9 protein-coding genes and 3 pseudogenes are annotated in these 14,178 nt (G+C 68.7%); 7 read left to right on the forward strand and 5 right to left on the reverse strand.

The window, feature by feature from the left end; genetic code table 11:
• Window positions 1-1,656: 1,656 nt before the first annotated feature.
• Together AB0L29_RS25455 and AB0L29_RS25460 are read right to left on the reverse strand one after the other, a co-directional pair.
• The gene (locus AB0L29_RS25455) at window positions 1,657-1,950 is read right to left on the reverse strand and encodes a hypothetical protein (protein ID WP_365830071.1); all 294 of its coding nucleotides are present in this window, start codon (window positions 1,948-1,950) and stop codon (window positions 1,657-1,659) included.
• Between the two features lie 76 nt (window positions 1,951-2,026).
• Entirely contained in the window at window positions 2,027-2,209 is a 183-nt protein-coding gene (locus AB0L29_RS25460) for a hypothetical protein (RefSeq protein ID WP_365830072.1), read from the reverse strand.
• Between the two features lie 293 nt (window positions 2,210-2,502).
• On the opposite strand from AB0L29_RS25460, the gene AB0L29_RS25465 reads away from it, so the two are divergent.
• On the forward strand, window positions 2,503-5,058 hold the full coding sequence (locus AB0L29_RS25465; protein WP_365830073.1) for a Helicase associated domain protein: 2,556 nt from the start codon (window positions 2,503-2,505) through the stop codon (window positions 5,056-5,058).
• Between the two features lie 101 nt (window positions 5,059-5,159).
• Window positions 5,160-5,516 carry a hypothetical protein gene (locus tag AB0L29_RS25470; RefSeq protein WP_365830074.1) on the forward strand — a complete coding sequence of 119 codons (357 nt, stop codon included), beginning with the start codon at window positions 5,160-5,162 and terminating at the stop codon, window positions 5,514-5,516.
• Here AB0L29_RS25470 and AB0L29_RS25475 read toward each other — a convergent pair.
• Window positions 5,497-5,877, reverse strand: a complete 381-nt coding sequence (locus AB0L29_RS25475; RefSeq protein WP_365830075.1) for a hypothetical protein — start codon at window positions 5,875-5,877, stop codon at window positions 5,497-5,499. The genes AB0L29_RS25470 and AB0L29_RS25475 overlap by 20 nt on opposite strands.
• A gap of 263 nt (window positions 5,878-6,140) precedes the next feature.
• On the opposite strand from AB0L29_RS25475, the gene AB0L29_RS25480 reads away from it, so the two are divergent.
• Both AB0L29_RS25480 and AB0L29_RS25485 read left to right on the forward strand, forming a co-directional pair.
• Window positions 6,141-7,097 (forward strand): helix-turn-helix domain-containing protein, encoded by a 957-nt coding sequence (locus tag AB0L29_RS25480; protein ID WP_365830076.1) that lies wholly within the window; start codon window positions 6,141-6,143, stop codon window positions 7,095-7,097.
• A gap of 163 nt (window positions 7,098-7,260) precedes the next feature.
• A pseudogene (locus AB0L29_RS25485) lies at window positions 7,261-7,538 on the forward strand (DDE-type integrase/transposase/recombinase); the annotation flags it as partial.
• Between the two features lie 207 nt (window positions 7,539-7,745).
• On the opposite strand, the gene AB0L29_RS25490 reads toward AB0L29_RS25485, so the two are convergent.
• Window positions 7,746-9,278, reverse strand: coding sequence for an MFS transporter (locus AB0L29_RS25490; RefSeq protein ID WP_365830077.1), 1,533 nt, complete (start codon window positions 9,276-9,278; stop codon window positions 7,746-7,748).
• 154 nt (window positions 9,279-9,432) lie between these two features.
• On the opposite strand from AB0L29_RS25490, the pseudogene AB0L29_RS25495 reads away from it, so the two are divergent.
• A pseudogene (locus AB0L29_RS25495) lies at window positions 9,433-9,897 on the forward strand (winged helix-turn-helix domain-containing protein); the annotation flags it as partial.
• Window positions 9,898-9,906: 9 nt separating this feature from the next.
• Window positions 9,907-10,431 (forward strand): annotated as a pseudogene (locus AB0L29_RS25500) (transposase).
• A gap of 370 nt (window positions 10,432-10,801) precedes the next feature.
• Here AB0L29_RS25500 and AB0L29_RS25505 read toward each other — a convergent pair.
• A complete protein-coding gene (locus AB0L29_RS25505) occupies window positions 10,802-11,101 on the reverse strand; it encodes a hypothetical protein (RefSeq protein WP_365830078.1) in 300 nt (99 codons plus the stop codon).
• Between the two features lie 2,064 nt (window positions 11,102-13,165).
• On the opposite strand from AB0L29_RS25505, the gene AB0L29_RS25510 reads away from it, so the two are divergent.
• Window positions 13,166-14,005: a class I SAM-dependent methyltransferase gene (locus tag AB0L29_RS25510; RefSeq protein WP_365830079.1), complete on the forward strand. Its 840-nt coding sequence runs from the start codon at window positions 13,166-13,168 to the stop codon at window positions 14,003-14,005.
• Window positions 14,006-14,178: the final 173 nt, after the last annotated feature.

Raw genomic sequence — 14,178 nt, forward strand, 5'->3', positions numbered from 1 at the left:
CTCACGCGGAGCGTGAGCGAACCCCCGCGCGCAGCAAGGGGGTTCGCTTGCTCCGGGCGCAGCCCGGAGGGACCCGCTCCGCGTGAGCGCCTGCGGGACGCTACGCGTCCCGCTCACCTGCCTTGCTGCGCAAGGCAGGTGACGTCCCGTCCGCTGCGCTTCCGGGACTGCGGGGCCCTGCGGCCCCCGCGGGGTAGCTTCCGCTGCGCTTCAGCCACCCGGTGGCGCTGCGCGCCACAAAGGCCGGCCCCGCTGTGCGGGGCGGCCAACGGGCCTTCGGCCCGAGCAGCAGCGAGGCGTTGGGGCTACTCGGGCTCGTCACTGTCAGAGCCCACCGGATGCTCTCGTCCGAGGCATCAATGCCCACGGTGAAGGAACCCGACTGCACGCCACCCGAATCCATGGTCACCGAGCCCGCGCCTGCCCTGTCGGCAGGACAGTCCACCGTGAACTCGGCCACCCGCGCCTGCCGCGATTCCATCGTCACCGCCACACTGCCTACGCCATCACAGGCCACCGTGAGCACGGTCGGCAGTCCTTCCCAGGCCCCACCAGACGCGACCCCGCCATCCCCCCTCCACTCCTGCACCCACACCAAACCTTCAGGCCCGGGGTGAGGGAGAAGGCTTCCAGCTGCCGCGGCCGGTACAGCCCCTGCTCCCGCCGACCCGAAAACCGCCAGTATCGCCATTGCCACAGTCCTGCGCATACTCATCACGCCTGCCCTTCTGATGGTCTGTCACGGCAGGGGCAGCGTGACGTACGGGAAGACCGTCACGTATGAGTACCAAGACTCATGACGCGACCGTGGAGCAGGACCAGTTCCTGGTGCTGCTCCTGTCAGGCCTGTGAGTGTTCATGCCGAGCAGACCGGTTAGCCAGTAGAAGACACACCCACACCAGGGCATGGCACAAGGACAAGGCGATGCTCGCTCCGCTGGAGCCTTCGTTCACCCGCCAAGCCAGGAATCCGAGGGCTATACACAGCATCGGCCAATAGAGCCGGGTCCTCCATCGTGCGCCCGGCATGGCCATGACGGCGGGGTGCGTGAACTTGAACGCCGTTGCATCGAGGCTCCCTTCTCGGATCCCGTCCGCTTGTGCGGGCTCCTGGCCCACGAGGGGGTTTTGGTCCGGGTGCCGAAAGGCGGCAGGAGACAGGGAACGGGCCGGCCGGGGTGGTCAGGCAGACGGGCGACCGGTGAGGGCCGGCAGGGTCGTTGTCCTGATCCGGCGGTGGGTCCTAAAGCCGTACGCGGTCAGTCCTGCCCAGATGACGGTACTGGCCAGAGGCCACCACAGATCCCGCCCCTGCTCGCCCTGGATGAGACTGCTGACCCAGTTCACCGACCAGCTGACCGCAAGGACAAGCGCCACCCACCTGGCCCACCGCCAGATTCCCATGGTTCCCCGGGCGCGCGCTTCCTGTGGGCTTCGCTGGCCCTGCCGTATTCGTGTGCCATCCATACCTATCCGGCTACCCCCTGTCCGTCCCTTGTCTCTCGGCCTTTGAGAGAGGGCCGAAAACGGACGGCCTCACCGGCTTTAGAGATGCACAGAGGTGGTCTAGGGAGGGCTGGCTTGCAGCCAGATGTCGAGGCGTAGAAACACGACGAGACCCGGGTCGGCGGGTGGTGCTGCCTTGCCGGCGGTGGGTCAGGCATGCGCGCGACGTGGTGTAGTCGCCCTCCGTGATGCGGCGTGGTGCGCAGGACGTCGCGGGCCTGCGGCCTGGAGGCGCTGCAGCCACAGGGAGGCCGCGAGTAGGAGGCCGCTGAAGACGGCCAGGAGGAGGGCGGACACCCACATCTGCCGACTGCCGGGCAACTGCCAGCCCGTCCAGGCGGTCAATGCCGCCCACAGCAGGACGCCTCCGATGTAGAAGGCGCGGACCCGGCGCAGCTGCCGCACGGCCCGCAAGGACATGACGCGATCAGTCTTGGATGCCATGCCGGCCCGTGTACCCCAGTGCAGGCTATTCAACGGAGCGGGTTGATCGGGTTCGTCCTCCGGTCGCCTCTCATTTTTACTGCCGGGTGCGCCCTTCGAAGTCGCGTCGTACTGCTGCGCCTTGGTCCTCGATCAGTCCTGCGTTGTCGGGGAGGTCCAGGACGGAGCTGCAGTGGTTGCACAGTTTGCCGTCCTCGGCCGGCGTGCCGCACGCCTTGCAGAATCGGTTGCCCTTGTTGTTTCCGGTCTTCTGTGTCATGTCTCTCTCCTGCAGGGTGGACAGTGATGGGCGGGGAGTACCCCTGGTGTCTGTGCTGATTCTCTGCACGTCTGCTTCATTTTGTGCTTGCGATAGGTTCTGGAGTTAGGGAGTTCCATCATCGTGAGTTCTGTGACTCGGTTGAGGGTGGTCATCCGTGTCCAGCGTCGGAGTATGGGACCGGTGCCGCGGTGTAGACGCTGTTGGGCCAGAGTCTTTTTTCAGGTGGTCAGTTGGTTGTGTCTTGGTGTGAGAGCTGTCGTCCGGCTTGCAGGAAAGGGTGAACTGAAGTGATGGTGAAGGAACTCCGTCCTCATCAGCGAGAAGCTGTGGATGCGGTACTTCGGGTGTTCGAATTTCCTGCAAGATCTACTGTGCCGGGGCAGGGGCTGCGTACTCAGGTGGTCATGGCGACCGGCTCGGGCAAGACTTTGGTGGCCACCCGGTGCGCTGAGGAGCTTCGCGCGGGCCGCGTGCTGGTCCTCGTGCCCTCCTTGGATCTGCTCGTCCAGACGGAAGCCGCGTGGCGCGCGGGAGGTCGTACAGGCCCGATGATCGGGGTGTCGTCCCTGCGGGGTGGGGAGGCGTCCTTTTCGAACACTACGGACGTGGGCGAGCTGGTCGACTGGGTGCGGCCGCTCGACAATGTCACGGTGTTCGCCACGTACGCCTCCCTCGGGCTCGGCACTCTGGAACGCGCGCACGCCGCCGGTCTTCCGGGGTGGTCGCTGATCGTCGTGGACGAGGCGCACCGGGTTTCGGGCCGGATCGGCAGACCGTGGGCGGTCGTCCACGACAACACCCGCATTCCTGCACTGCGGCGTCTGTACATGACCGCCACGCCCCGGTTGTGGCAGCTCGACGACGATTCCGCGGCTGTGTCAGGCGTGCAGGGTGAGTTGGTGGCCTCGATGGAGGACGATTCGGAGGGGCCGTTCGGGGCGCGCTGCTATACGTTGACGTTGTCCGAGGCGATCGACCGGGGGATCTGCGCGCCGTATCAGGTGGTGTGCCTGGACATCACCGACACCCAGCTCCAGGCGGCACAGTTGCTGGGTGTGGAGGGTCGTTCGGATGAGGTGCGTGGGGCGCGCCTGGCGGCCCTGCAGGCGGCGCTGGTGAAGGCCTCGGCGGAGGAGGGTTTGCGTAGGACGCTGGTCTTCCACCACCAGGTGAAGGAGGCCGAGGCGTTCGCTGCCGGCCTTCCCCAGGTCGCCGGCCGGCTGCATGCCGCCGAGCCGGAGCTGTATCCCATGACGATCTGGGCCGACTGGTTGTGCGGGGAGCACAAGCCGGGTCACCGGCGGCGTGTCCTGGGCGAGTTCTCCAGGGGAATCGCTGCTGACGGCACGGTCGTGGAGAAGACGTTCCTCGGGTCCGTTCGCGTGCTCGGCGAAGGCGTCGATACATCCCACTGTGACTCCGTGTACTTTGCGGACGTACGCGGCTCCATGCCCGATCTTGTCCAGGCCGTGGGCCGGGCGCTGCGGATGCAGCCCGGCGAGGGCAAGATCGCCTCCCTCGTGGTGCCCGTTCTGCTCGGTCCCGGCGAGACAGCCGACAGCATGCTCACCTCACGGGCGTTCGGCGGACTGGCCAGGCTGCTGGAGGCCCTCCGTGCCCACGATGCGCGTGTCGTGGAAGTACTCGCCGAGCAGCAGGCGCGAAGCAGCGTCCGAGGCGTGCAGAGTCGTAGCGGTAGCGAGGAAGGTGAGGGGGTGGGGAGCGATCGGAGTGACTGTCGGCTGTCAGTGCCAGCCCGGGCCCTGCTGAAGTTCTCCACACCGCGTGACCCGACGCAACTGGCCGCGTTCATCAACCTTCGCGTGATCAACCCCGAGCACGAACACTGGCGGCGTGGCATCGAGGCCGCCGTCATCTACGCCCGCGAGCACGGCGACCTGCGCGTGCCGTTCACGTACCGTGTGCCAGGCCGCGACGGCCAGGAGGCTAAAGCTGAGGGGTGGCCGGTCTCGCTCGCCTGGTTTCCCCTTGGGCGATGGATCGCCGACGTTCGCCGCTTCTACGTCCGCGGGGAGATGGACGTCGGCCGTGTTGAGCAGCTGGAGAAGCTCGGCATGATCTGGTCGCACTACGATGTCGCCTGGGAAGAAGGACTGGCCGCCGCCCGCGGGTGGGCAGCCAAGCACGGGCACCTGCTGGCACCGACCGGCGCCACGTTCCAGGGCTGCCGGGTGGGTATCTGGCTGAAGAACCAGCGGGCCGCCGCCCGGAAAGCGCAGGAGATCGAGCAGCGGCGGGCCGAGGGCCTGCCCGTCACGTCGGCGGCGGGGGCGCTGCCGGAGGAACGGCGCGAGCAGCTCGAGGAGATCGACCCGTCGTGGTGTCCGGTCTGGCCAGTGGGGTGGCAGCGGTGCTTTCATCTGGTCCGGTTGCACCTGGAGACCGGCGGCGTGCTGCCGGTGGAGCCGGGCACTGTCGTGTGCCAGGGCGAAGACCTCGGTCGGTGGGTGCGCTCGGTTCGGCTCGGCTGGGGCAAGCTCACCGGTGTGCAGCAGTGGATGTGCGAAAACATTCTCGGGATCAGGCCTGCGGCCGAGGACGAGAAACCGGAGCCGCGCCGCAGCCAAGCCGACAAATGGGCCCTCAACCTGGCCGCCGCTGAGCAGTTCTACGAGCGCGAAGGACATCTTCGCGTACCGAGGAAGCACGTCGAACGGATCGCCGTCGATGTCGGGGACGGCAGTGGCGAGGGTAAGAGCGGCGGGGACCAGGAGGAACGAGAGATCAAGCTCGGGGCATGGGTCGGGAATCAAAGATCCAGAGCCGCAATGCTGTCGCCGGAGCGGATCGAACAGCTGTCCGCCATCGGCATGCGCTGGGCATAGGTTCACCGCGATGGTGCAGCCGTACATGGCGGGCATCGATGCCTCGGGGGGCGTTGTAGTTCTTCTGGGGGCGGCTGCTGCACGCCAGCCGGAGGGGTGTTGTGCTCGCGTCCGGGACGCCGTACGACGTGTGCAAGCTCGCGCGTCCGGGACTGGAGGTCTGGGAGCCCGTCGATGCCGAACTCCGGGTCGCGCAGGCGGTCTTGGACGCCGTGCCGGACGGGCTCGGCGAGCCGCTGTACGCGCGTGTCGGCCTCCTGGGCGGGGAGGACGGGGAGGCGCGGTTGATGGGGCTGGAGCTGGTCGAGTCGAATCTGTTCCTGTCGCTGCGCACCGGGCGGTGGCGCGGGTGGCGGAGGCGGTGCTGCGGGCGGCGGGGTAGCGGCCAGCGGAGCGGGGACGGCCGCTCCCGCGGTGGGTGCGGGAGCGGCCGGTGGGTCACCAGCAGCGGGAGCTGACGTTGCCCACTTCGTTGCCCTTGAGCAGGCCGCCCCAGATGTAGTTGTCGTCCGAGAGGTACACCCACTTGTTGTGGGTGTAGCCATTGGCGGAGACCGTGCCGCCCTCGAGCCAGCACACGGCGGTGAGGTTCTGGTTCGCCGCGACGGTGTAGGCGATGCGGTAGCCCGTCGACGGCCCGATCCGCACATTGCCCTGGACCCAGGTGGTGACCGTCTCGAACTCGGCGCTCACGTTCGTCCGGTCGGCCTGCGGGGCTTCTGCTGCGGAGGCCGGAGCCGCCATACCGGCGGCGGCCATCACGCCCACCGCTGCCGTGATCATGATCTTGGTCGGCGGGCGTGGACTCGTCCTGTGCATTTTTTGATTCCCCCTGATGGGTTCCGGGAGGCCCTGGGCCGGGCGGTGTCCCTCGTGCGGCCAGCGTCGTCCGCGGTGGGGCGCCGTGCAAGCTTTTCGGGAATCCTCGAAACGTTGCCGCGGCCGTCCGCCGCGGTGGCCGGAAGCCGACGTCCGGGGAACGGTATCCGGCCGGACGGTGTTGTGCTGGTCCGAGCACGAACGACGCTTTATCTTCACGAGGGGGGTTTCTGTTGACCGGCAGTCGTCTCTTACTGGGTCCGTTGGACGAGGTGCACGTGGAGGTGGCCCGGACCCCCGGCGTCACCCTGTTCCCCGTGCTGCACGAGGTGCTGGGAGGTGTGCGGCACGGGGTGCCGGTGCGGTGGCGGAGCACCGTCGAATCCGCCCTGTCCGCCTCGGCCGACGTGATCCGCCCCCTGTTCGGGTCCGGACACGGCTGGCTGCCCGACGTACTGGCGCTGGCCGGCGACGTGCGCGCCACCCGTATGGAGACCGTGCTGTCCCAGCTGCGGGAGGCCGATCCGGACGGCCTCGCGGCCGAGGTGAGCGGGCAGTTCGGTGACGCGGTGCCCCACAGCTGGCAGCGGGTGCTGGACGACCCCGCGCGTTTCCTCGCCGCGTACCACGAGGTGGCCGACGCCGCCTGGCGGCGCCTGGAGCCGTTGTGGGCGCGGGCGGACGCCCTGCTGGGCAAGGAGACCGAGCGGGTGGGTTCCGCTGTGGTCAGCCGGAACCTCGGCGCGGTGCTGACCGGTCTGAGTCCCCGAGTGCGTTATGTGGACGGGGCGCTTGAGCTGCCGCAGTGCGCGAGGGAGGTCTTCGAACTCGCGGGCCGCCGGCTGGTGCTGGTTCCCGTGGTCTCCGGTGCGGCCGCCTCGATGCACAGTCTCGACCGCGACGACGTGGTCTGGTTCAGCTATCCGCTGCCCGGGCTGAGGCGTCTTGGTCCACCGGAAGGGCAGCCCGCGCGTGAGGACGCTCTCGCTCGGCTGCTGGGACCGGTCAAGGCGGGCGTGCTCCGCTCGGTGCAGCCCCCCGCGACGGTCAGTGAGCTGGCCCGCGCGCTGAACACGGGGGTCAGCACCATCACCTACCACTGCGAGTATCTGAAGGCGGCCGGTCTGCTCCAGCGGGAGCGCTACGGCCGTGAGGTGCGCCAGCGGCTGACCGGCCGCGGGGCCGCGCTGGTGGAGCTGCTCACGCGTCCGGCCGGGTAGCCCCGGCCGCGGTCCGCTGGAGCAAGACCCTAGGTGAACTCCGCGACCACCTGACGCCGTACCCCCTTGCCCGTCTGGCGCGGTGAACGCCGGTGCCCAGCGGGTCGGTGCCGTGCCCTGGAGCGGCTGGGCGGGGGCGAGGGCGCGGGCGGTCTCGTCGACCGTGCAGAACCGCCGGGACAAGGCGGCGGCCAGGCGTTTCTTCCGCATGTTGATGAAGAAGACCCGCATGGTGCCGCGGCTGGTCGTCACCGACAAGTTCCGCTCCTACGCCGCGGCCCGCCGTGAGGTCATGGCTCTGCGTCGAGCACCGGCAGTCGAAGTACCTCAGCAACCGGGCGGAGAACCGCCACCGGCCCACGCGGCGGTGCGAACGGGCGATGGAAGGCTTTTCGCTCCGTGGGCGGAGCACAGCGGTTCCTGTCCGCGTTCAGCGGCATCTCACCCCGTTTCCGGCCCTGCCGTCATCTGATGCCCGCATACCAGTACCGAGCCGAGATGAGCATCCGCTTCGCGGTCTGGGACGAGATCACCGGTGCTGCCGGCCGGTCCACCGCAGCCTGACCACAGGCCCGGCTTTCAAGCCCGGCCTGCCCCGACGCGTCGTCAGGCATTCAGGCATCCAGGCAACGTGACAACGCCCAGCCGTCAGTCGTTGCCCGCCTTGCGCGGGCGGAGCAGGACGGCCGCCAGGTGGGCGGTGACGACCAGGCCGGCCGCCGCGATCACCGCCACGGCGGTGAAGCCGCGGTCGTACGCCTGGCGGGCCGCGTCCAGCACGGCGTCCGCGGTCGGGGAGGGCAGGTGGGCCAGGAGGTCCTCGGCCGCGGCGAACGACTCCCCGGCGGCCGCCCGTTCCTCCGGCCCGAGGCCCGGCACCGAGGGCAGGCTCGTGCGGTAGACGACGGCCAGGACGGTGCCGAGGATGGCCACGCCGAGGCCCGCGCCCAGTTCGAAGGAGGTCTCCTGGATGGCGGCCGCCTCTCCGGAGCGCTCGGGCTGCGCGGCGCTCATGATGGAGTCGGCGCCCAGCGTCATGACGATGCCGGCGCCGTATCCCGCGGCGAGCAGCGGCGGCAGGAGCATGCCGTAGTGGGCGGTGTCGCCGACGGCGGCGATGGCCGCGTACGCGGCGGCGAAGAGGGACAGCGCTCCGGTGAGCGTGCGGCGGTTGCCCCACCGGCGCGCCGCCCGGGGCGCGGTGATGGCACCGACGGCATTGGCGCCGGCCGGGGGCATCAGCGAGAGCCCGGCGAGGAGCGGAGAGTACCCGCCCACCTGCTGCAGCCATTGGGTGAGGAAGAACAGCAGGGCGACATAGCTGCCGAAGCAGCCGATGACGCAGAGGGTGGCGGTGGTGAAACGGCGTTCGCCGAAGAGCGAGAAGTCCAGCAACGGCTCCGCGAGGCGCCGCTGACGGCGTACGAAGACGTACAGCAGTAGGGCCCCGCCGACCGCCGTGACGAGGATCGTGGTGTTGACCCCTGCGTGTTCGCCGGCCTGCTTGAGGGCGTAGACCACGCCCGCCAGGCCGGTGACGGACAGCACCACGCTGGTCAGGTCCCAGCGGCGGGGGACGGGGTTCTTCGACTCGGGGATGACGCGGGCGCCGACGGTCAGGATGACGACGATGACGGGGACGTTCACCAGGAAGACGGCGCTCCAGCCCCACCGCTCGGCGACCAGTCCGCCGATCAGCGGTCCGATCGTCGCTCCCGCGCTGTGGGCCGAGGTCCACACCCCGATGGCGAGAGCCCGCTCGCGGTCGTCGGTGAACACGACTCTGATGATCGCCACCGTCGAGGCCATGATCATCGCCGCGGCGACGCCGAGTGCCGCGCGTGCGGCGATGAGCTGGGCGGTCGATGTCGAGAAGGCGCACGCCGCCGAGGCGAGGCCGAAGGTGAGGAAGCCACTCAGCACCATACGGCGCCGGCCGATGCGGTCCCCCAGTGTTCCGCAGGTCACGAGCAGGGCGGCGAGCGCCAGCGAGTACACGTCGACGATCCACAGCAACTGTGCGGCGCTGGGCTGGAGGTCCCGGCTCATGCTCGGTACGGCGACGTGCAGCACGGTGAGGTCGATACCGCACAGCAATAAGCTGCCCGACACGACGGCCAGGACCAGCCACCGCTGCCGCGACGAGCCGGTCGGCCGCTTTGTCTCCGCTGACGCGCGCACGGGTGCGGACACTTCCCTGTTCGGCATACTGACCTTCAAAGTGTGGTGGCGGAGGGCTGAGGGCTCATGATCCCTGCGGTATCCCGAGTACGTAAGGTATGCCCAGGGCGGTGGCTTGGCCGAGGAACGTCGGGTCTTGCGTGGGAAGTTGCGGTTGGAGGCGGCCGAGCGGTTCCGGCACGGCGACGAGAACACGGTGATCGCGCACGACCTGCGTGTCAGCGTCCGGTCGGTGCAGCGCCGGGGCAAGGCCTGGTCCCGCGGTGGGCCGAGGAGCCTGGCCCCGAAGGGGCCGGCATCACTGGCGCTGCTGAGCGAGGACCTGTTCGCCGTGCTGGAGCGTGAGCTGCTCAAGGGCCCGGTGGCGCACGGCTGGCCGGACCAGGCCTGGACCCTGTCGCGGATCAAGACGCTGATCGGGCGCCGGTTCCACAAGAGCTACACCGTGCAAGAGGTGGCAGCCCTGCTCAAGCGGCATGGCTGGAGCTGCCAGGTCCCCGCCCGCCGCGCGATCGAGCGGGACGAGAACGTGGTGGCCGGCTGGGTGAAGGAGACCTGGCCGAGCGTGGAAGAACCGTGGCGGCGCTCGACGCCTGGCTCGTCTTCGAGGACGAAGCCCGGTTTCTCGATGACGCCGCCGACCACCCGCACCTGGTCCCGCCGCGGCCACACCCCCGTGATCGGTGTCAGAGGCCGCTCCCGCCGCCGCTTATCGGTTGCCGCCCTGGCCTGCCACAAGGCCGGCGAACCCTCGAGACTGATCTACCGGACCTGCCCCGATGCCCGGCCCGACGGACGCAAAAGCTTCTCCTGGCAGGACTACCGCGACCTGATCCAGGCCGCCCACCGGCAACTCGGCGGACCGATCGTATTGGTCTGGGACAACTTGAACACCCACCTGACGGCCGGGATGCGCCGCTACATCGCCGACCGCGACTGGCTCACCGTCTTCCAACTGCCGCCCTAGGCCACCGGCCTCATCCCGGTCGAGGGCATCTGGTCCGTGCTGCGGCGCACCACCACGGCCAACCGAGCCTTCGCCGACCCCGACGACCTGCTCACCGCCGTCCGGCGCGGCCTGCGCCAGCTCCAGTACCGACACGACGTCCTCGACGGCTGCCTCACCGGCACCGGCCTGCCCAAACCAGCATGACGACATCACGCTTTGAAGGTCAGTAGGCGCGCTCCAGCACTGAAAACCAAACACCAGCCACTGGAAAACAACGCCTATCATCAGCGACAACGCTTTTCGATCAGGCGTGCTCCCCCTAAGCGTTGTCCCGTAACTCGGGGCAGAGGCTGGTAGGTCACCACAGCCGGATCGACTTGTCCGGTTCCGCCCCGTCTCGCGATCTCACCGGGATCCCGGCCAAGCGGGTTGAACCGGACACCGGCAAGCGGTCTTCAGAGTTGCGGGACAGCCCTTACACGTCACCGCGCCGGCCGGATTTCCCTGCGACTACGTGAGGAGCCGGGCTTGCGCAGAAGGCGCAAGCCCGGCTCCTCATCACAATGCCGCGGAATCAGTCGCCGTCAGGCCCGACCACCGCGCAGAAGTTCCCGATCACCTGGGTGTTGTCGCCGGTGCCCGTGACCTGAACGGGTGCAAAGGCCACGCCGCCGTTGAAGTCCTGGTCGCACTCCACGGCCTGCAGGTTGCCGAGGTAGAAGTAGTCCTTGTTGTCGTACTTGTACTTGTACTTGTACTCGTACTTGTACTCGTACTTGTAGTCGTGGCCGTCATCGGCGTGGGCAATCCCGCCACCGAGAGCCATGCCGCCGACCATGACCGCGACAGCCACGGCCTTCTTGAGCTTGCTCATCACTTCTCCGATTTCTTCGCACACTCGCGTCCGTTACGGAACGTGCCCGGACAGTTACAGAAGATAACACGCAGGCCAATCACGCCACATTCCCCGACACGCCATACGGGGATTACAGCCAGTACAGATCCGGGGTGACGGAGGAATTTGAGGCCGGAAGACAGAAAAACCAGGCCCTGGCTGCCCTGATCAGGGCAGCCAGGGCGGAAAGAGCGGAGGCCGGGTCCCGCACCAAAGGTGTGGGACCCGGCCTCCGCAACGCCGTACGAAGAACTCGGAGAAGCTCAGAAGCCCGTTCGGCGTAATCCGGTCACCGCAACCGGGAAAGGAGCAGCGGACATCAATCACCACGCCCGGAACCAATCACGGAAACGCTCGGACAGTTACAGAAGATAACACACAGATCACTCAACACTGCATTACCTGACACGTCTTATGGGGTGATGGGCCGGGGCAATGATGCGCGACCCTACAACTCGTAATCCGCGTCCAAGCCCTGAACGCGGCCGCCACTGCTCCGGCCCTCGGCACTCATCCGCCTCCTACGAGCCCTCCCCCGTCCTCGCGGCACCACTGGCCGACCTGCTCCGCGACCGCCCGTCGGCACCCGTCCGGCAGCCTGACCAACGCCTCGCCTGGACACATCCTGCGCGCCCGCAGGCACCTCCCACGGGACTGCGCGAAGCTGGGCCGCCCACCACCGCCAGCACCCCGACCACCGCGCAGTTCAGCGCTTCGCGCGCAGTCCGCACAGCCGCAGCTCAGCCGGCCCAGCGCGGCTACAGGTCGAATGAACCGCAGGGAGACCTGAGGGTGGGGCCAAAGCCAGCGGATCCGGCCCCGCCCCAGCTTCAGGCAGCTTCCTTCGCCGCTCGATCGATACGGCCATCGGCCGGGAACCTGACTTCCGGCGCCCCGCCGGGAACCAGTCACAGATGACGCCGCCCACGCGCGTGGCGGGGGACCGAGGACGGCCCGGACAGCCGGTTCTCCACACGGTCCATGACCCACAGCACCAAACTGGCTTTATCGACGACTCGTGACAGCAGTTGTTCACGACGGCGGAAGGCACCCGCCGCTCGGGGATGTCGATGTCAACGAGAACGGGAGGCGGTGCGCCGCCGCAGCCCACGTGACGGCGTCGATGCTGCGCCACCGATCACCTGGCCCCGTAGCCAGCGCTTTTGTCCCCGGCCACGTGGGCGCCGATGGCGACACGCGGACGGCGAAGCGTTCCCGGCGGTGGGAGGACCAGGTCCTCCTTGCTGGTGGCGTTGCGGGCGCAGGTCCTGGCCGCGACGGCTTCCTGCTCGGTGTTGGTGGGGTGGAGGGGCAGGCCGTCGCAGGCTTCGAGGGCCTCGTGCCGGTCGGTGAAACATCCCGGCCCTCCACGTGGCCTTGAGGCCGGCCATGAGCCGCGTCATGCTGCACTGCTGCCGGGCGGGGTGAAGGGCTGGGACATCGGCCCGTTGGCCTCGCGGTCCAGTTCGGTGACTATCCGCTTCCCCGGTTCGAGGACGGGGAAGAGCGGGGGTGTACGAGGCGGGAGAGGCGCCGCTCCGGGCGTCTCGCCACGTGAAGGGTGGCCCTCATGAATCCCTGGGCTCGTCGTGCTGTGTACGCGGTGGCGCTGCTGGTGGCCGTGGCCGTCGTGCTGACAGCCGCTACCTGGTTCGTCACCCAGTTGTGAGGCCAGCGGCCGCTCCGGCGTCCCGCTCCTGGCCACGGCGCCGGCAGCTGGCCCCGCGATGGGGCAGCAGGGAAGGGCTGGCCGTCACGCTGGTGGAAAGCGAGTGCGCCCCGATCCCCGGCTGCGTCCGTGCCGCCCATCCCGCCTTCTTACTCGATGGTGGCCTGTCGCAGTGCCCGGGTGAACCAGGTGCTGACTCGCCTCGCTGGCGTCGTTTGTGCGTGAACGGCAGGCGGTGGACCCCGTCCAGGCCGGTCAGCGGACGGCGGCCGATGACCTCGACGTCAACGGGCCACCTCTTGGAGGGCTCATCCGTGTGGCTGTCGGCGTGTGGGAGCTGTGTCTGCGCGCATCCGATGCGATCCTCTGCGGCCATGAAACCAGGAAAACTTTCCAGGAATCGCGGGTCTGTGCTGCATCAGGTGCGCTATGCGGTCCGGCACCCGGGCCGGGTGCCGGGCCATGTGCGACGGCTGGCGCGCGACAGCTGGCTGCGAGCCCGGTACCGGGGGGACCACGTCGCCTACTACCGGGCGGTGATGGCCTCCGACGCGGCGCGCAGCGTGGAGGCGGCGGTCGGCGGCGCGCCCTCCAAGGAGAGCTGGGAGCGGATCGGGCGGATGCAGTTCGCCTATCTGGTGGACGAGCACGGGCTGCGGCCCGACCAGCGGATGCTGGACATCGGCTGCGGCGCCCTGCGCGCCGGACGGCTGTTCATCCGCCACCTCGAGCCCGGGAACTACTACGGCATCGACATCTCGCCGGACATCCTGCTCGCCGCGCAGCGGACCCTTGTGCAGGAAGGACTCCAGGACAAGCTGCCGCATCTGACCCTGGTGCGGGACCTGACCTTGGACTTCCTCCCCGACGCCTCCTTCGACGTCGTGCACGCCCACAGCGTCTTCTCCCACTCGCCGCTGCCGGTCATCGAGGAGTGCCTGGCCCATGTCGGGCGGGTGCTGGCCCCGGGCGGGTTCTTCGACTTCACCTTCGACCGGACCGCCGGGCGCGAACACCATGTACTGCGAGAGGACTTCTACTACCGGACGGAGACCCTGGTGACCCTCGCCGAGAGGTACGGGCTGCGGGCGCGGTTCATGCAGGACTGGGAGAAGCTGCCGCACGGGCAGTCCAAGATCCGCATCACGCACGCCGACGTCCGGACCTGCGCACCAACCGATGAAGCCGCTGCGGCGCATCAAGCAGGAAGTTGACGGCATCGCCCCGGCCCACCAGGCCCACACCGCCTTCCGGCATGGTGCCGGGCCACGCGCCATGGCCCGGGTGCCGTCCTGACCCCGGACATCAGCGACGGCAAGGGAGCGCCAGCGTTCCAGATGAGGCACATCGACATGACGGCCACCGGACCGGACAGCTGTCACTGTCC

The sequence above is a fragment of the Streptomyces sp. NPDC052701 genome (genome assembly GCF_040678355.1).
Lineage (GTDB): Bacteria > Actinomycetota > Actinomycetes > Streptomycetales > Streptomycetaceae > Streptomyces.

Excerpts from the sequence above, each read along its gene's own strand:
- AB0L29_RS25455 (WP_365830071.1), bottom strand. The coding sequence starts at position 1,950 with ATGGCATCCAAGACTGATCGCGTCATGTCCTTGCGGGCCGTGCGGCAG.
- AB0L29_RS25460 (WP_365830072.1), bottom strand. The coding sequence starts at position 2,209 with ATGACACAGAAGACCGGAAACAACAAGGGCAACCGATTCTGCAAGGCG.
- AB0L29_RS25465 (WP_365830073.1), top strand. The coding sequence starts at position 2,503 with ATGGTGAAGGAACTCCGTCCTCATCAGCGAGAAGCTGTGGATGCGGTA.
- AB0L29_RS25475 (WP_365830075.1), bottom strand. The coding sequence starts at position 5,877 with ATGCACAGGACGAGTCCACGCCCGCCGACCAAGATCATGATCACGGCA.
- AB0L29_RS25505 (WP_365830078.1), bottom strand. The coding sequence starts at position 11,101 with ATGAGCAAGCTCAAGAAGGCCGTGGCTGTCGCGGTCATGGTCGGCGGC.
- AB0L29_RS25510 (WP_365830079.1), top strand. The coding sequence starts at position 13,166 with ATGAAACCAGGAAAACTTTCCAGGAATCGCGGGTCTGTGCTGCATCAG.